The organism is Amycolatopsis sp. NPDC005003 (genome assembly GCF_053600695.1).
Map to the genome: position 1 here is coordinate 190,952 of NZ_JBSGAI010000012.1, position 17,294 is coordinate 208,245.

15 protein-coding genes are annotated in these 17,294 nt (G+C 71.2%); 8 read left to right on the forward strand and 7 right to left on the reverse strand.

Annotation, left to right across the window (positions count from 1 at the left end):
- Nucleotides 1-120 precede the first annotated feature (120 nt).
- The gene (locus ACWED2_RS16845; RefSeq protein WP_449691384.1) at nucleotides 121-711 is read left to right on the forward strand and encodes a TetR/AcrR family transcriptional regulator; all 591 of its coding nucleotides are present in this window, start codon (nucleotides 121-123) and stop codon (nucleotides 709-711) included.
- A 19-nt stretch (nucleotides 712-730) separates the two neighbouring features.
- On the opposite strand, the gene ACWED2_RS16850 is transcribed toward ACWED2_RS16845, so the two are convergent.
- Nucleotides 731-1,684, reverse strand: coding sequence for a ketopantoate reductase family protein (locus tag ACWED2_RS16850; protein ID WP_449691385.1), 954 nt, complete (start codon nucleotides 1,682-1,684; stop codon nucleotides 731-733).
- A 69-nt stretch (nucleotides 1,685-1,753) separates the two neighbouring features.
- On the opposite strand from ACWED2_RS16850, the gene ACWED2_RS16855 reads away from it, so the two are divergent.
- Nucleotides 1,754-2,326, forward strand: a complete 573-nt coding sequence (locus ACWED2_RS16855) for a TetR/AcrR family transcriptional regulator (protein ID WP_449691386.1) — start codon at nucleotides 1,754-1,756, stop codon at nucleotides 2,324-2,326.
- Nucleotides 2,327-2,350: 24 nt separating this feature from the next.
- Here ACWED2_RS16855 and ACWED2_RS16860 read toward each other — a convergent pair whose 3' ends face one another.
- Nucleotides 2,351-3,553: a cytochrome P450 gene (locus ACWED2_RS16860; RefSeq protein WP_449691387.1), complete on the reverse strand. Its 1,203-nt coding sequence runs from the start codon at nucleotides 3,551-3,553 to the stop codon at nucleotides 2,351-2,353.
- 229 nt (nucleotides 3,554-3,782) lie between these two features.
- On the opposite strand from ACWED2_RS16860, the gene ACWED2_RS16865 reads away from it, so the two are divergent.
- The gene (locus tag ACWED2_RS16865) at nucleotides 3,783-4,337 is read left to right on the forward strand and encodes an RNA polymerase sigma factor (protein ID WP_449691388.1); all 555 of its coding nucleotides are present in this window, start codon (nucleotides 3,783-3,785) and stop codon (nucleotides 4,335-4,337) included.
- Between the two features lie 28 nt (nucleotides 4,338-4,365).
- Nucleotides 4,366-5,376, forward strand: a complete 1,011-nt coding sequence (locus tag ACWED2_RS16870; protein WP_449691389.1) for a hypothetical protein — start codon at nucleotides 4,366-4,368, stop codon at nucleotides 5,374-5,376.
- A gap of 86 nt (nucleotides 5,377-5,462) precedes the next feature.
- On the opposite strand, the gene ACWED2_RS16875 is transcribed toward ACWED2_RS16870, so the two are convergent.
- Nucleotides 5,463-5,945, reverse strand: a complete 483-nt coding sequence (locus tag ACWED2_RS16875; RefSeq protein ID WP_449691390.1) for a winged helix-turn-helix transcriptional regulator — start codon at nucleotides 5,943-5,945, stop codon at nucleotides 5,463-5,465.
- A 56-nt stretch (nucleotides 5,946-6,001) separates the two neighbouring features.
- Nucleotides 6,002-6,877: an MBL fold metallo-hydrolase gene (locus ACWED2_RS16880; protein WP_449691391.1), complete on the reverse strand. Its 876-nt coding sequence runs from the start codon at nucleotides 6,875-6,877 to the stop codon at nucleotides 6,002-6,004.
- A 164-nt stretch (nucleotides 6,878-7,041) separates the two neighbouring features.
- Here ACWED2_RS16880 and ACWED2_RS16885 point away from each other — a divergent pair, with 164 nt between their 5' ends.
- Together ACWED2_RS16885 and ACWED2_RS16890 are read left to right on the forward strand one after the other, a co-directional pair.
- The gene (locus ACWED2_RS16885) at nucleotides 7,042-7,422 is read left to right on the forward strand and encodes a hypothetical protein (RefSeq protein ID WP_449691392.1); all 381 of its coding nucleotides are present in this window, start codon (nucleotides 7,042-7,044) and stop codon (nucleotides 7,420-7,422) included.
- A gap of 8 nt (nucleotides 7,423-7,430) precedes the next feature.
- Nucleotides 7,431-8,468, forward strand: a complete 1,038-nt coding sequence (locus ACWED2_RS16890) for a hypothetical protein (protein WP_449691393.1) — start codon at nucleotides 7,431-7,433, stop codon at nucleotides 8,466-8,468.
- 39 nt (nucleotides 8,469-8,507) lie between these two features.
- On the opposite strand, the gene ACWED2_RS16895 is transcribed toward ACWED2_RS16890, so the two are convergent.
- Nucleotides 8,508-9,212: a VOC family protein gene (locus ACWED2_RS16895; RefSeq protein ID WP_449691394.1), complete on the reverse strand. Its 705-nt coding sequence runs from the start codon at nucleotides 9,210-9,212 to the stop codon at nucleotides 8,508-8,510.
- Nucleotides 9,212-11,170, reverse strand: a complete 1,959-nt coding sequence (locus tag ACWED2_RS16900) for a BTAD domain-containing putative transcriptional regulator (RefSeq protein ID WP_449691395.1) — start codon at nucleotides 11,168-11,170, stop codon at nucleotides 9,212-9,214. The genes ACWED2_RS16895 and ACWED2_RS16900 overlap by 1 nt, the downstream gene beginning before the upstream one ends.
- A gap of 224 nt (nucleotides 11,171-11,394) precedes the next feature.
- On the opposite strand from ACWED2_RS16900, the gene ACWED2_RS16905 reads away from it, so the two are divergent.
- Both ACWED2_RS16905 and ACWED2_RS16910 read left to right on the forward strand, forming a co-directional pair.
- A complete protein-coding gene (locus ACWED2_RS16905) occupies nucleotides 11,395-15,117 on the forward strand; it encodes an nSTAND1 domain-containing NTPase (RefSeq protein ID WP_449691396.1) in 3,723 nt (1,240 codons plus the stop codon).
- 133 nt (nucleotides 15,118-15,250) lie between these two features.
- Nucleotides 15,251-15,964: an alpha/beta fold hydrolase gene (locus ACWED2_RS16910; protein ID WP_449691397.1), complete on the forward strand. Its 714-nt coding sequence runs from the start codon at nucleotides 15,251-15,253 to the stop codon at nucleotides 15,962-15,964.
- Between the two features lie 172 nt (nucleotides 15,965-16,136).
- Here the strand turns inward: ACWED2_RS16910 and ACWED2_RS16915 are convergent, their stop codons facing one another.
- Nucleotides 16,137-17,060, reverse strand: coding sequence for a phosphotransferase (locus tag ACWED2_RS16915; RefSeq protein ID WP_449691398.1), 924 nt, complete (start codon nucleotides 17,058-17,060; stop codon nucleotides 16,137-16,139).
- Nucleotides 17,061-17,294: the final 234 nt, after the last annotated feature.

Genomic DNA, 17,294 nt, shown 5'->3' on the forward strand with positions numbered 1-17,294 from the left:
AACCGAACGTCATTCGCTTAAGCATGCGACGGCCTGTCGAGGTCGTCAAGGATTTAGTCGATGCTTACGCTCGGTGGCGACCGAATCAGTGGAGGACTTGTGGTTCAGCGACGGAAACGGTTGCTCTCTACCGAGACGATCCTCGATGCCGCGCTCGCGTCCATCGACGCCACCGGTCAGCTCACGATGGCGGAGCTGGCCGGGCGGCTCGGCGTGAGCGCGTCCTCGATCTACCACCACCTGAGCGGCCGGGCGGCGATCATCGAGGCGCTGCGCGAACGGCTGGTCGCGGTGATCGAGCCGCCCCCGCTGGACGGAAGCGACTGGGGCGAGCAGATTTCCCGGTGGATGCGGGACTACCGGCGGGCGCTGGCCGAGCACCCCAACCTGATGCCGCTGCTGAACGCGCAGACGATGACCGGCGGCTCGGTGCTCCTGGGCTACGAGCGGGTCGCGACCCTGTTGCGGCTCGCCGGGGTGCCGGTCGGCGAGGTGGTGCTCTGGCTCGGTGTGCTCGACGCCTACGCACTGGGATCGGCGCTCGACCTCACGGCCCCGGACGACGTCTGGCGCTTCGAACGCGACGACCTGCCCGTGCTCGCCGAGGCGATCGAGGCGGCACCGGTCGGGCGGAAGCGGGCGGACGGGGCGTTCGAGCTGGGCCTGGCGGCGCTGGTGGCGGCGCTGCGGCGCCGGCTCTCCGCGGAGTGAGCCGCGATCCCCGGCCGGCTCAGGCGCTTCCGGCGAAGCTCGGTTCCGCCGCTTCCAGCCGGGGGACCGGGATGCCCAGCCGTCGCGCTTCGGCCAGGGTGTCCCGGCAGATCTCCCGCGGCTCCTCGGCGCTCGCGTCGACGTGGGTCTCGAAACTCCTGCGCACCAACGGGACGTGCGCGGTCAGCCACGCGAACGCGGGGGCCGTCAGGCAGGTCGGCGCCCGGTAAGCCAGCGCGCTGCTCCGGTGCCTTCGCAGGTCGACACCGCGCGCTTCGAGCACCGGCAGGAGCTCACGGGCGACCAGCAGCGCCTCGCGCAGGTCGCCGGTCGCCCCCACCAGGTCGGCCAGCGTTCCCCGCCGCAGGCCCTGCGCGTGCAGGCCGGCGTTCATCGCGAAGTGGAGCCACAGCCAGCCGCGGAAATCGCGTTTTTCCCGCACCCGGAACCCGGCCTCGCGAAACACCCGCCGGACGGCCTTCTCGCGCTCGCTCGGCGGCCGGTCCAGGGTGCCGAAGGCCACCGCGGGCAGCAGTGTCCCGCGGAGCACGCCGTCTTCGCCGAAGCCGCCGCCGGCCAGCGGGAAGCCCCACGCGACCCGGTCGGCGGGAAGAGCGCCGATCGCGGCCGGCGGCTCGGCCCAGACGTTGCCGAACACCAGCACCGTCGCGTGGCCGGCGCGCGGTGCCAGGAAAGCGCTTGCTTCGGCGAGGCGGTGGTGCGGCACGCTCAGCACGATCAGGTCGAAATCGTGGTCGGGTGCCAGCTGTTCGCGGTAGCGCACCGGCCACGCCTGGACGACGCGCTGCCCCCACACGCGTCTGCGCGCGTCGAGCAGATCGAGCTCGATCGTCTCCCCGTAAGCCGACGCGCGGCCCGGCCGGACGTAGAACTCGACGTCGTGGCCGGCCCGTTCCAGGGCCCAGGCGTGCACCGTGGCGATCGCGCCCCGGCCGAACATGAGGATCTTCACGCACACCTCGTCGGCTATGATGAAATTGGAGGTCATCTCCACTTATCAACGTAGGGAGGTGGACCCGGGTTGTCAACGGAAGGCAAGCCGCTGCGCGCCGACGCCCGGCGCAACCGGGCCGCGGTGCTGGCCAAGGCGCGGGAGCTCTTCGACGACGGAAGCTTCTTCGACCTGCGCTTCGACGACATCGCCCGCTTGGCGGGCGTGGGCACGGGCACGCTGTACCGCCACTTCCCGACGCGGGAAGCGCTGGCCGAAGCCGTCTACCGCGAGGAGGTCGCGACGTTGTGCGGCCGCGCCCGCGAACTTCGGGCCACGCTGCCGGCGGGGGAGGCCTTGGCGAGCTTCCTGCGGGGCATGGTCGGCTACATCGACACCTACCGCGGCCTCGCCCGGACGCTGGCCACGCTGATGGCGACCGGAACGGACGCACTGGCCGAGGGCAGCCGGGAACTGGAGCAGGCGGTCACCGACCTGGTGGCCGCGGCGGCGCGGGACGGCGCGATCCGCGGCGACGTGCGCGCCGGCGCGGTCCTGGTGGCCCTGCACGGCATCGGCGCGGCGCACGACCGCCCCGACTGGCGAGCCGAGGCCGACGGCGTCATCACCCTCGTACTGGACGGCCTGCGCCGGGCACCGTGAGGCGAGCAGGAGCCGCCGCGGGAGTCACCACGTGATCAGGAGCCGCCGCAGTCCCCGGGTCAGGCTCTCGGGCTGCCAGGCCAGCTCGTCGTCCCGCTCGGCCACCCGGAGGCCGGGCATCCTGGTGACCAGCGCGTGCAACGCGATCTGCAGTTCCATCCTGGCCAGCGGCGCGCCGAGGCAGAAGTGCGGACCCCGGCCGAACGACAGGTGGTGGGCGGCCTCGCCGCGGTCCACGTCGAACCGGTCCGGATCGGGGAAGACGGCGGGGTCCCGGTTGGCCGCGGTCACGACCGGGAACACCGTGGTGCCGGCTTCGACGGTCCGGCCGGAGAAGTCCACGTCCGCACGGGTCATCCGGGGCTGCCCGGCGTGGCCCAGCGCAACGACCCGGAGCAGTTCTTCGACCGCGTTCGGCACCAGACCGGGTGCCGCCACCAGGCGTTCCCACTGGTCCGGGTGGCGGGACAACAGCAGCACGGACTTGGCCAGCTGGGCCATGGTGGTCTCCTGGCCGGCGCCGATCAGCAGCATCACGGTGATCAGCAGTTCGGCTTCGCTGAGCCGGTCGCCGTCCTCGTCGTGCACCTGGGTCAGCCCGGAGAGCAGGTCGTCGCCGGGGTGCCGCCGCTTGCGTTCGATCAACCCGAGCAGGTGCGACGCGGCGACGGCACCGGTGGCCGCGAACGCCTCCTGGTCGAACGTGGTGGTGATGGACATGGCTTCGATGAAGGCGAGCAGGGGTTCGCGCTCGCCGTGGGCGATGCCGAGCAGTTCGCAGATCACGGTGCCGGGCAGCGGTTCGGCCAGCGCGCCGACCAGGTCCGCCGGCGGTCCGGCGGCCAGCATCCGGTCCACCAGCTCGGTCGTGATCGTCTCCACGCGCGGCCGCAGGAGTTCGACGCTGCCGACGGTGAACGCCTTGGACACCAGGCGGCGCAGTCTCGTGTGGTCGGGTGGGTCCATGTTCGGCATCATGTCCGGTGACTGCAGGCCGGGGACGATGGTGGGGGCGTCCGGCGTCGCCAGCGCGGCGCGGCTCATCCGGGGGTCGGCCATCGCTCGCTGGACGTCGTCGTAGCGGGTGACCAGCCGGACCTCGTGCCCGCTCGCCAGCCGCACCAAGGGCACCGGGTCGGCGTGCAGCATGCGGATCGCCTCGGCGGCCGGGTCGGTCGAGGGCGGTGCCTCGAACGGGAACAGTGGTGGTCGGCCGTGCGCTGTCATCGCGCTCTCCCCGGTTGCCGTGCCGAAGCGACGATGGCCTGGTGTGGCCGCCGCCAGTGTGATCCCGTTCTGTTCGGGCTGTAAAGGGATCACGCGCCGAGGCGTGCGGACGGATCGGGCGCACGTCGCCTGACCAGCGATGTTCGTCGTGGGGTGACGTAGCTTGAACGCTTTGGGCGCGCGTCGGCAAAGACGGGGTGTCAGGGCGAAGCGAAACCCGAGGAGCTTCATGTCGTCAGACGCGGAACTGATCGGTAGGTCGCTGCGCGGAGACACCGGCGCCTTCGCGGAAGTGATCAGCCGGCACGAGACCGCGCTCGGGAACTATCTGGCGCGCAGAGTGGGGCGGCAGGCAGCCGAGGACGTGCTCGGCGATGTATGGGTGGCGGCTTACGAGTCCCGTGCGAACTACGACCTTTCGTATCCCGAAGCGAGGCCTTGGTTGTACGGCGTCGCGCTGAACAGGCTGCGCCGGCACTGGCGGTCGGCACCGGCCGAGGAGCCGGCGTCGGACCTGGCCCGCGTGGCGGGTGACTGGGACCCCTGGCCGGCGGTGGATGTCCGCGTGGACACGCAGGCACTGCTGAGCAGGGCACTGGCTCGGCTCAAACCGGAAGAGCGGGAAGTGCTGGGCCTGGTCGCCTGGGAAGACCTGACCGTCGCCGAGGCCGGGCGGGTGCTCGACATCCCGGCCGGCACGGCCCGCCGCCTGTTGCACCAGGCACGCAAGGCATTGCGTGAAGCCCCCGAAGTGGTCGCGCTGCTGCAAGTCCCGACAACGTGAAAGACAGCCCATGGATGAAATGGATCTCATGAAGAATCTGCGTGACGTGCCGTCCCCCAGTCCCGAGGCCTATGCCCGTGCCCGCACGGCACTGCAGACGGCGATGGCGGAACCCGTGGCCACGGTCGTGCGACCGAAGCGCTGGTTCTCCTGGCCCAAGGCCGGCGTCGCCGCGGCGGGGGCGGCAGCCGTCGCGGCGGCTGTGGTGCTGGGCACCTCGGGCGGCAGCGTCCCGGCCGGCCCGTCCGGCGCGGCCCCGCAGGCGGTCGAGGCACCGCTGGTGAAGCTGGCCTCGGCGGTCCAGGCGGCCGGCACGCAGCCAGGAGACGCGTCGCTGATCGTCAACACGAAGTTCGGGCTGGACGGCAAACCGGACCTCAACTACACCCTCTACACCGACAAGGGCGACCAGTTCACGGGCGACTCGGCGCAGACCCTGGTGGACGCGGTCGCCAAGGGCCAGGCCCAGCCCGCGACGCCCTACGACGGGAAGGTGATGGCGGCGGCCCGTCTTGCCGCGAAGGGCGACGTGGACAAGGCCAGGATCGCGATGATCACCGCGGCCAACAACGCTCTGGGCATCGGCCTGAGCCCCGCCGAGGCCGACAAGGCCTGGGCGGCCGCCCAAGCGGAGACCGCGGAGATGTTCCGCAAGGTCGGCAAGCCGGTGCCCGCCCCCAAACCGCGTCCGACGGGCAAGGACCTGGAAAACCTGATCAACAACCACCTGTGGAGCAACGCCCAACACGCGCTGTTCGCCAACGCCGCCGACGCGGAGGTCCGCGCGGGCGTGCTGAAGCTGTACGCGACCATCCCGGACATGATCGTCGGCAAGACCGACGTCGACGGCCAGGCCGCGCTGACCCTCACCGCGCCCCCCGCCATCCTGGGCGGCGGCGCGGACGTGCTGATCATCAACGCCGGCAACGGCCTGCCGATCCGTGAGGAGATCACCTCGGCGGAGTCGGCCAAGCGCTACGTGGTGAACTACAAGGCCTTCCGCGTGACCGTCGCGGACGTCGCCGCGGGCAAGATCTGATCCTCGTACCGAACTGTCCTGGGAGGGCCGGGATCATCCCGGCCCTCCCAGGGCGCACGGCTGTCGGCAGTCTGTGCCCTCCGCGACTACCGGTGGCTCGGGCGGAAGCCCGGACCCTGCCGGATCTCGATCTCTTCGGGCGGGACGAGGTGGCCGTCGTCGCACAGCAGCCGCGTGTGCACGGTCGCTTCGCATCCTCGGTGCAGTGCGCGCAGCGGCGGTCCGTCGGCGTCGGCCGCCCAGGTGTCACCCCAGTCCCGCAGGGCCGTGATCACCGGCAGCAGGTCGCGGCCCTTGCGGGTCAGCCGGTATTCGTCCCTCGTGCGCCGGCCGGGTTCCCGATAGGGCACGCGCTCCAGCAGACCTTCCGCGGTCAGTTCCCGCAGGCGCGCGGCGACCGCGGGTTCGCCGAGGCCCGACCGGCGCACGAACTCGTCGAATCGCTGCGAACCCAGAAAAGCCTCGCGGAGCACGAGTATCGCCGAGCGGGTGCCGATGACCTCGAACGTGCGCGCGATCGAGCAGTTCTCCAACGACCAGGCATCCCGGTCCTCGAGCAGCTTTCCCATGTCCCGAGTATAGGCCTCTGACTTGCGTCTAGGTAAGCCTGCCGTCGGCAAAGTCCTCAGCTGTAGAGGGCGAGCGCGCCGCTCCAGAGGGCGCCGGGGTTGAGCAGGCCGGGAAAGCGTTCGACCATCGCGTCGAAGAAGCCGAGCGGGGTCTCGTGCCGGGGGAGCAACTCGCTGACCGCGTCCAGGTAGGCCCGGGTCTGCGTAATGGTGCGGGCGGCGTCGTCGTCGAGCTCCTTGTTCTTGTGCCCGGCCACGATCGAGCGAGGCCGAAGGTCCTCGACGGCCTTGATCGCCGCGCGCCAGGCTTCGAGGCCGCCGTCCTTGGCCTCGACGAGGTACTGGTGGACACCGTTGTAGATGACGTCGCCGGCGACCACGAGGGCCAGGTCGGGTACGTGCAATACGCTGGTCTCGTCCGTGTCGCTGTGGCCGACCTCGATGATGCGCAGCTCGTGAGCTTCGAGTGCGAAGCGGTTGCCCTCCGGCACCGTGGCCGTGACGGGCGTGTCCGGGATCTGGCCCGGGAAGAACCGGTCCCAGAAGCCCTCGCGGATGGCCACGTTGTGCCGCATCTGCTCGATGGTGCCGGCGGAGGCGACCACCTCGGCGCCGAAGCGGTCGGCGAGCAGGCCCGCGGTGAACCAGTGGTCGCCGTGGCCGTGCGTGGCGAAGATGTGGGTGACGTTCTTGCCGCTCGCCCGGACCCAGGAGGCGACGTCTTCGGCCTGGCCCCGGGTCAGCGGCGGATCGACGAGCACCGCGTCGCGTTCGCCGTGGACCAGCGTGACCGACAGGGGGGAGAACATCCGCCGGTCACCGTTGGGCACTGGTTCGCTGACGTCGAGCGGAATGGGATCCGCGATGAAGGTCCGGTAGCCGAGGTTCACGAAGTCACGCTCCTTGCGCCGCGCCGCGCGGCCTGACTTCACTCTATCGTAGTCAGCGGGGGCGTGCATTCGGCGAGTGTTCCTGATCACCGGGCCGGTACCACCGCAATTCCGCGCTCTTCCGGATCGCAAGAAATCGTGCGAAGCGACCTAATCGGGAGCTAGACTGCGCTGGTTCGGGGGAACACGTGCGGTTGGGGGATCTGGTGGACCTTGTCGTGGACATGCCGGAGTTGCGGAGGTTCGGCACGAGTGTGCTCGGTGGTGCCGGTCTCGGCGACGGCGGCGGGGTGATCGACCACCTGCAGGAAGGACATGGCCGGCTCCGCGACATCGCCATCGAAGCCGAACAGGGCGTGCTGCAGGGCGGCTGGGGGAAGACCGGGCAGTTCCAGGAGGGACTCCTCCGGTTCGCGCACGAATTCGCGCTCAAGTTGACGGACTTCGTCAACGAGGAAGGTGAGTTCATCCAATTCCTCAACGGCTTGCGGGATCGGATGCTCCAGTCCGCCGAGGCGTACGAGGGAGCCGAGGCGCAGAACGTGCAGACCCTCAACGCGATCGCCAAGAAACTGAACCCGGGCTAGCAGGCGCCATGGCACAGCGGTGGTACACAGCGGACGACGGTGGCCCGGTCGCCGATCTCGATCCGGTCTTTCGCCACGGTTACGCGCCGGCCCTGCACGGAATGCTCAAGGCATTGAGCGTGGTGAACACCGACGGGCCGCCGTGGGGGCCGAGGTGGGCCCAGTTCGAAGACCCGATCGTCAAGCCGACGGAGCTGCGCTCGGCGATGAACGACGTCGGGTGGTCGATCGCGTACTGCACTCTGCACCCGATCATGCAGGGCTCCGTCCACGGTGACGGCAGCCGGGACCTCAGCGTGGCCGAGTTCTTCAGCCACGCGGAAATTCTCAGCGGCCAGGACGTCGGCAAGGTCAAGGGCTATGCCGACCGGGACCACCCGGAAGCGCTCAGGCTCCAGGACGGCGGCTGGATCGGGGACGCCGGCACTGCGCTCCTGAACGCTCACGCCTCCGGCCAGGCGCTGGCCGCGTACGGCCGGCTGGAACCGCTGCAGCTGGGCAACGGGTGGTGGGCCCAGCACTGGAGCGGGCCGCCCGGCTCGGTGCCGCACGACGCCCAGGCGCGCTGTTCGACCATCAACGAGTGGTACGAGAACTTCCGCGCTTCGGCGTTGAACGTCCTGGCGGAGTCGCTCACCGGGTTCGGTGCGATCATCCACGGTGCGCGGTTCAACCTGAACAGCCTGATGGGCGCGTGCGTGGACCAGCTCGAGAAGTTCGACGCCGAAGGCGAAGTGGCGGCCGGCCTGGCCACCGGCTGGAAGACCTACCGGGGCATCGTGGACCTGGTGACCGCCGGCCCGATGATCCCCTTCGCGATCGCCGACAAGATGGTCGAGGCGCTCAGCGACAACGGCACCGAAAATCTCGACCCCGGCGGCTTCTACGGCACGCTCTACACCTTCCTCCGGAAGGCCGACGAGCTGATGCGCCGCACGACCGAGGAGGTCGACGCGCTCATCGACGAGATGCGGAAGAAGTTCGTCGTCGCGGACAAGGACCTCGGCGCACCGTCCTGGACCGGGACGGCGCCGGAGATCGCCTGAGCGCGCACGTCCTCGGTCGCCCCGGCGGACGGGACGTGGTCAGCGCGGCCGCAAGAAGAACCGGTTGCCGTCCGGATCCGCCAGCGCGACGGTGCCGTCGTTGCGGGTGTCGAGCCGGGCGGCACCGAGGGAGACCAGCGTTTCGACCGCCGCCCGCTGGTCGCCCTCCGGGAGCAGCTCGAAGCGCTGCCGGTTCGGTTCCACGCCAGGTGCCACGGGCGTGCTTTCCCAGGTGTCCCAGGCGATTTTCGTGCCGCCGCCCGGTGACTGGATCGCGGTTTGCTCGCCCTGGTCCCACACCAGAGGCCAATCCAGCGCCTTGCTCCAGAACAGGCCGGTCTGCCGGGTGCCGGCGCAGGTGAGCTCACCGAGCGGGCCGCACCCGGCGAGGTAGCCGTTGCCGGGTTCGATCACGCAGAACTCGTAGCCCGCCGGGTCGGCCAGGACGATGTGCGCTTCCTCGGGCCGCTGACCGACGTCGAGGTGGCGGCCGCCGAGCCGGATCGCCGTGGCCACGGTGTGCTGCTGGTCGTCGAGGTCGGTGCTGGTCACGTGCAGGTGCATCCGGTTCGCGCCGGGCCGGCCGGCGCGGCCCGGTTCGAACCGCAGGCCGAGCTGGGTGTCCTCGCCGGGGAGCAGCAGACCGCCGCGGTCCTCGACGACCTCCCGGCCGAGCAGGCCGGCCCAGAAGCGGGCCGGTGCGGCGGGGTCGTCCGCCTCGAAGGTCACCGCCGGCAGTCGCATCACCGGACCGTAGCCACCACTCCGGTGAGGCGGCAAGCCGATATGGACCCGGCTCCCTGATGGCAGGCGGGCTTGTCGGTGTGTTCGAGGGCGCCCGCGATGAGCAGGCGTAGCCGGGTCCCCCGCGACGGCGGTGTGGTTTCGGCGACCGATTCGCGGACCAGGTCGTGGGTGAAACGGAACGAAAATGGGTCGTCGGGAACGGGGGCGAACAGGCCGAGTGCGTCCAGGGGTTCGAGGCGGTCCAGACAGGTCGCGACGTCCAGGCCGGCGGCCCGGGCCAGCAGGTCGAGGCCGACCTCGCGGCCGATGAACGCCGCGAGCCGGAGGAGGTCGCGGGATTCGTGGCCGAGGCCGGCCAGGCGGTCGTGGACGATGTCGTGCACCGTGGGCGGCACGCCGGCTCGTGCGGTGGCCCCGGTGAGGCGGCCGGCGAGCCAGCGGGAAAGTTCCCGGACGAAGAACGGGTTGCCGGCGGTGCGGGCGTGGATGGTGCGGGCGGCGTCCGGATCGGGGTCCTCGCCGGTCTCGCGGCGGAGGAGTTCGGCCACTTCGTCCTCGGCGAGCGGGCCGAGCCGGATGCGGTGGTGGCCGGGCAGCCGGCCGGCCGCGGCGAGCGTGCGCGTCACCTCCCCGCGGTGGGCGGGCGCACGGTCGCGCAGCGCGCCGACGACCACGACACCCCGGGGCATCCGCGCCGCCAGGTGAGCGAACAGCCGCAGTGACGCGACGTCAGCCCACTGCAGGTCGTCGATCACGAGCACGACCGGTCGCCGGGCCGAGACCTGGCCGAGGACCGCGACGACCCGCTCGAACAAGCCGAACCGGTGCGCCGGCGTCCCCGAGCCGTTCTCGTGTGGACGGGCGAGGTGGCGGAGTTCTCCGCTTTTCTCGCGCGCGGCGACGGGCAGGTGGTCGAGGACCGTGCCGATCGCCTGTTCCCACGGCCACATCGACGGCGTGCTGTCGTCGTCGAGGCAGCGACCCCAGACGACGAGTGCGCCGCGCCGGTCCGCCTCGGCAGCGGCCTCCTCCAGCAGGCGGGTCTTCCCCACGCCGGGCTCGCCCTCGACGACGACGAGCCCGGTACCGTCCGCGAAGGCCGGCGCCACCGCCTGGTGAAGCACGGCGAGCTCCTCGACCCGGCCGACCAGACCGCTTGCCCGCGGTGTCCCGGATGCGGTGGCCGGGGCCCCGGCCCCGCTCAGCACCCGTTGGTACGCGGCCCGGAGCGCAGGGCCGGGATCGATGCCGAGCTCCTCGGCGAGGCGCGAACGTACGGTGTGGAACGCCGCGAGCGCTTCCGCCTGGTGCCCGGCTTCGGCCAACGCGGTGACGAGCCTCGCGTGCACCGACTCGTTCAAGGGCGCCATCGAGGTGGCCAGCCTCAGGGACGGCAGTACCCGGTGGGGGTGGCCCAACGAGATCGCCAGGTCGGCAGCGGCACCGCACGCGTCGAGGAACTCCTCGTCGAGGGCGGTGAAGACGGGCATCGCCGCGGAACCGTGGGTGAGTCCGTGTCCGGCGGGGCCCTGCCACAGTCCCAAGGCTTCGGCGTAGTGGTCGAGCGCGGTCCGGTCGCGGTGTCGCGCGAGGTCGGTTCTGGCGGCCTTCACGTGCTGGCGGAAGGTGATCAGGTCGAGCATGCCGTGCGTGGTGGTGAGCCGGTAACCGTTGCCGTGCCGATGCAGGTAAGAACCGCCATCGCGGGGCGGGAGCTCGGGTTCGAAGATCCGGCGCAGAGCGCCGACGTACTTCTGGACGACGTTGACGGCGCTGGCGGGGGAGGCGTCGTCCCAGATCAGCTCGATCAGTTCGCTCGCGCTGACCGGCCGGCCGCCGCGGGCCAGGAGCAGGGCGAGCAGGTAGGCCTGCTGGCGCGGGCCGGGGTCGAGTTCGACGCCGTCGCGCAAGAGCCGCAGCGGACCGAGAACCTGGAGACTCAGGGAGCTGCTCACGACCGGCTCAGCCTCGCCATCGTAGAGTGGGGACGGACGTCTCCCGGTATAGCAACGCGGGGATTGTCCAGCAGCTGTGCCGACCACTGGACAAGGAAGTCCGCTGTTCGCCGGGGTGTTGTCCGGTGCCTCGAGGGGAGCCGGACATCGCGTGACGAGCCGCGATCCGTGCCGGTAACGAGCACCCGGCTCCCGGCGATCTCCAGTTTTTCGGGAGGGCTCCCATGACCCAGTCAGGCAGACGTGAGCGTCCACTCGATGCGGAAGAGGGCCCTCTGCAGCGGTTCGCCTCGGAGTTGCGGCAGCTGCGATCCGCCGCCGGCGCGCTGAGCTACCGGGAGCTGTCCAAGCGCGCGCGGTTCTCCGTGACCGCGCTGTCCGAAGCGGCCGGCGGGCAGACGTTTCCCTCGCTTCGCGTGACGCTGGCCTATGTCAAGGCCTGCGGCGGCGATCCGGACGTCTGGCGGGAACGCTGGGAAAAGGCCTGCCTCGACCTGATGCCGGACAACCAGGAGAACGAACCGGCGAAAGCGCCGTACCTGGGGCTCGCGTCGTTCCAGCCCGAGGACGCGGACCGGTTCTTCGGCCGGCGGGACCTGCTCGAGGAGGTGTGCGGACGGCTCGCGGAGTCGCCGTTCCTCGCGGTCTTCGGCGCCTCGGGCAGCGGTAAGTCGTCGCTGCTGCGGGCCGGCCTGCTGCCCGCGGTCTGGCGAGGGGACATCGCGTCGGGCGAAGCCTGGTCCACGATGCTGCTGACACCGGGCACTCGTCCGGTCGAGCAACTCGCGATCCACCTCGCCGACCTCGGCGGGATCTCCGCGGCGTCGACGGCCACCGACCTGCGCGCCGACCCGGGCGCCGTCCGCGTGCTGCTGCGGCAGGTGCTCGACGGCCGGGCGGAAACGGTGCGGCTGGTGATCGTCGTCGACCAGTTCGAGGAGCTCTTCACGCTGTGCCGCGACGAGGACGAACGGCGCGCCTTCGTCGACTGCCTGCTGACGGCCGCCGGCGAGCACGGTCCGGCCCGCGTCGTGCTGGGTGTGCGGGCGGACTTCTACGCCCGGTGCGCCCAATATCCGGCGCTGGTGACGGCGTTGCGCGACCGGCAGGTGCTCGTCGGCCCGATGGACGCCGACGACCTGCGGGCCGTGGTGCGGGAACCGGCTGTCCGCGCCGGGCTGACCGTGGAGAACGCGCTCGTCGAGGCGGTCGTCGCCGACACCGCGGACGAGCCGGGTGCGCTGCCGCTGATGTCGCATGCGTTGGTGGAGACGTGGAAGCGCCGGTCCGGCGGCCGGATGACGCTCGCCGCGTACCGGCAAGCGGGCGGTCTGCGGGGCGCGATCGCCCGCACGGCCGACCGGGTTTTCGACGAGTTCGACCCCGGTGAACAACAGGTCGCCCGAGACGTCTTCCTGCGCCTGACCGCGCTCGGCGAGGGGACGGAGGACACGAAACGGCGCGTCGCGCGGAGCGAGCTGCTCGACCGCGCGGGCGCGGAGTCCGTGGCGAAGGTGCTGGCGAGGTTGACCGAGGAACGTCTCGTGACCGTCGGCGGTGACACCGTGGAGGTCGCGCACGAGGCACTGATCCGGTCCTGGCCGCGGCTGCGTGCCTGGCTCGCCCAGGACCGCGAGGCCCTGCTGGCGCACCGGCGGCTCACCGAGACCGTCGCCGAGTGGGAGCGCCACGACCGTGACGACGACCTGCTGTACCGGGGCGCGCGGCTGACCGCGTGGCGGGACGACCCCCGGCAGCGGCTCAACGACGCCGAACGCGAGTTCCTGTCCCTGAGCTTCCGGGTCGCCGACCGCGAACGCCGGACCCGCAGGCGGCGAACGCGCGCTGCCTTCGGCTTCTTCGTCACGGCCACGGCCGTGGTGACCGTGCTCGCGGTGCTCGCGTCGATGCTCGCCGGAAAGAACGCCGAGGAACGGGAACTCGCCTATAGCCGCCAGCTGGTCGCCGACGCGCGCACGCAGGCGCAGCTGGACCCGGAACTCGGGCTTCTGCTGGCCCGCGAGGCGTACCGGGTGCGCCCCGGCGCGGAGACCGAGGCGGCGCTGCGCCAGGCCGCCGTCGACTCGCACGTCCGGGCCGGCTTCACCGGGCATCAGGGCAAGATCACCGGTGTCGCGTTCACCTCGGACGGCACGCATCTGGTCACCAGCGGCGCGGACGGCGCGCTCCGGGTCCGGACTTGGGCCGGCGGGCAGGTGTCGGGGGAGCCGGTCGTGCTCCGGGGCCACCGTGGCGAGGTGTGGGCCCCGGTGTTCAGCCGGGACGGAACCCGGGTCGCGGGCGCCGGGGTCGACGGCGTGGTGTCCGTGTGGGACTGGCGAAGCGGCAAGGCGGTGTTGTTGCGCGGTCACCAGGACGCGGTGTGGGCGGTGTCGTTCAGCCCGGACGGACAGCGGGTCGCGAGTGCCGGTCAGGACGGCACGATCCGGGTGTGGCCGGTCGACGGCGTCGGTGAGCCGGAGGTGTTGCGTGGTCACGACGGGCGCGTTCTCGGGGTCGCGTTCAGCCCGGACGGCCGGACGCTGGCCAGCAGCGGCGGCGACGGCACCGTCCGGATCTGGCCGCTCGATCACCCCGGCGCGCCGATCGTGCTGACGGGCCACACGAGCTCGGTCGAGATGGTCCAGTTCAGCCCGGACGGTCGGTACCTGGCGACGGCGAGCACGGACGGCACGGCGAGGTTGTGGAACGCGACGGGCGCGGGCGACCCGGTCGTGCTCGGCAGTCACGACGGCACCGCCGAAGGCGTGGCGTTCAGCCCCGACGGCCGGATGGTCGCCAGCACCGGCGACGACGGCACGATCCGCGTGTGGAACACCGCGACCCGCGCGCTTCCCACCGTGTTGCGCGGGCACCGGGGCACGGTCTGGGCCGCGGCATTCAGCCAGGATGGGAAATCTCTGGTCAGCGTCAGTGACGACGGCACGGCTCGGGTGTGGGACCTCGAGCCGGCCGCTGACCTGGTGGTACTGCGCGGCCACACGGGCAAGCTCTGCTGCGCGGCGTTCAGCCCGGACGGCCGCCGGGTGGTCAGCGCGGGCAAAGACGGCACGCTCCGCTTCTGGGATCTGTCCGGGCGGACGGATCCGCGGGTGCTGCCCGGCGGCGGCCCGATGACGCACGTCGCGTGGAGTCCGGACGGCGCGAAGGTGCTCGGCGTCGCCGAGGACGGCATGGTGCGGGTGTGGCCGGCGGACGGGGGCGCGGACCCGGTCGTGCTGCGGGGGCTCGGCGACAAGGCGCCCCAGGCCACCTTCAGCCCTGACGGCCGGCGGGTCGCGGTCGCGAACGGTTCGGACGTCCTCCCCGTCTGGGACTCGACCGGCGCCGGCAAGCCGATGGAACTTCGGGCGCCGGTGACCGGGTACCTGTACGTGGACTGGAGTCAGGATGGGAAACGCCTGGCCGCGTCCACCAACACGGGGCAGATCGTGGTCTGGGACCTCGCCCGGCCCGGTGAACCCGTGGTGCTGCACGGGCATCGCGGTGCGGTGTGGCAGCTGGCATTCAGTCGGGACAGCACCCACCTCGCCAGCGCCGGCAACGACGGCTCGGTCCGGGTGTGGCGCACGGCGGACCCCGGTGACCCGCTGGTGCTGACCGGACACCAGGGACTGGTGTGGAGCGTGGCCTTCTCCCCGGACGGCCGGTCCGTGATCACCAGCGGCAACGACGGCACCGTGCGCCGGTGGAGCCTCGACCGCCCCGGCGAGGCCCTGGTGTTCCGCGGCTTCCGCACCTCGGTGAAGAGCGCGGGCATGTCGGCTGACGGCCGCTACCTGACCGCCCACGACGACGGGACCGTACGGACCTGGCGCTGCCCGGTCTGCGGCCCGATCGAGGACGTCCTCGCTTACGCCGACCAGCACGTGACCCGCGAGCTCACCCCCGAGGAGCGCAAGGCGTTCCTGAGCCGGCCGGAGTGAGTGTGGCACCGGAGACTTGACGGACACTGAACAGGCCCGGACGGCGGACACCTCCGCGATTCCCTCTTCGTCAAGTGCGCCTGCCTAACCTCGGGAGGGAGACCGACCCCTTCGCCTTCGAGGAGAACTGCCCATGCCCACTCCCACGGTGGTGCTCGTCCACGGCGCCTTCGCCGACGCGTCCAGTTTCGCCCGGGTGATCCCCGAACTCCTCGCCGACGGCATCCCGGTGGTCGCGCCGGCGGTACCGCTGCGGTCGCTCTCGGGCGACGCCGCCTACATCGCCTCGGTCGTCCGGCAGATCGACGGCCCGGTCGTCCTCGCCGGACACTCCTACGGCGGTGCGGTGAACACCGTTGCCGGTGTCGAAGACAATGTGCGAGCGCTGGTCTACCTCGCCGGCTACGCGCTCGAAGTGGGCGAAAGCCTCGGCGAACTGCAGGGCCGGTTCCCCGACTCCGACCTCGCCACGGCCTTGGTGACCACCTCGTTCCCGATCGAGGGCGCGGAGCCGGGCACCGACGTGTCGGTCGACGTGGCGAAGTTCCCCGCGATCTTCGCCCACGACATCGACCCGGACCTGGCGAAGGTGCTCGCGGTCTCGCAACGCCCCTTGGCGGCGGCAGCGTTCGCGGAACCCGCCGCGGCCGCGGCGTGGACCACGAAACCCGCCTGGGGCGTGGTGTCCACATCGGACCACACGATCAACCCCGAGGTGGAGCGGTTCGGCTACCAGCGCGCGGGCATGACGCAGATCGAGCTGGATTCCTCGCACCTGGTGATGCTGTCGCACCCGAAGGCCGTCGCGGACGTCATCCGTGAAGCGGTGCAGTCGGCCGGCTCCTGAGCCGAAGCGCATCGACCGACCCTGACGCGTGGTCCGCTCGTCGGCACGAGCGCGCGTCGCAGCCCCGAGGCCACCAGCCAGAACAGGCGAAAGACACGTCATGCAGGCGGAACTCGATTGCTTGCCGAAGCCCGCGAAGCGATCATGAGCCGGTGTCCGGCGCGGCCGAGCGCTACACCGGAGGCAGGAACGCCAGCGCCGCTTTCGCATTGTGCTCGGCGATCGCGTGCATGGAAGCTCGATCGGGGAAGGGCCCGTCGAGGAGACGCAGTGGGCCGGCCACCAGCGACAGACGCATAGCGAGCATGTAGAGGTCGAGCCGCCGCTGATCCAGGTCGGGCCGGGCCAGCCTGGTGTAGTGCGTGCCGAAGCGGAGCCGGAGGAAGACGTGCTCCCATTCGACGTCGAAGTGCATCAGGCCCTCGATGTCGATCAGCACAGGGTGCCCGTCGGCATCGATCAGGACGTGGTCGGGGCCGAGTTCTCCGTGGATCAGCCCGTACTCCGTGCGAGGACGGACCGGGCCGGCCAATTCCCGCAGACGGTCGCGCAACGCGGGGCCGGCTGCCGCGATGCGCGCGTCGCGCTCCGCCGCCTCATCGAGGTCCCGCAGCGCGCGGTCGAGAACCCGCCGCTCGCACGGGATCGCGGGCACCGATCCGCTCCGGTCCGGCAGGTCGACCCTGCCGTAGGTCCGGCTCCGATGCCGGTGCATCACGTTGAGCGTCTCGGCCAGTTCGGCCAAGGCCTTCGCGGCACGCGGGTGATCGGTTTCGAAAAGTGCTTCGAGCGTGCCACCGGAGACGTCCTCGACCACGGCGACGTCCGCTGGACAGCGGCGCCGGCTGTCGTCCACCAGGTGTATCCGCGGAGTTCGAACGCCGAGTGCGTCCAAGGTGCGCTGCGCGGCCAAGAACGGGACCAGGCCCGAGGCGGGCGCGAACGGGTCAGCCGGGTCGGCCTCCCGTTGGCCGGGCCAGAAGTTCTCTGTTTCGGCCCAGTTGTAAACGACCACGCTGGCTGTGCGGGTTCCACCGAGGCGGACCTTGTAGACCCCCTTCTTGCTCCCACCGCGCAACCGGTCGACCGCGACCACTCGGCATCCTGCCCCCAGCGCATCACGCATGAGCCCCGAGAGGTCGCCGACGTCAGCGGATTGAGGCATTCCCGGAACCTATCGAAGAAACGCCACGCGCGGGCGGAAAGCTCTCTCCGGCATCCCGCCACCGGCAGACAAGATGATCTTCCGCAGCCCCGCTCGTCGGCTGCTTAAGACTAGGCGGCAGGACTGGGTCCGGCCAGACTCTGGTCCAGGTGCTCGGTGAGTCGC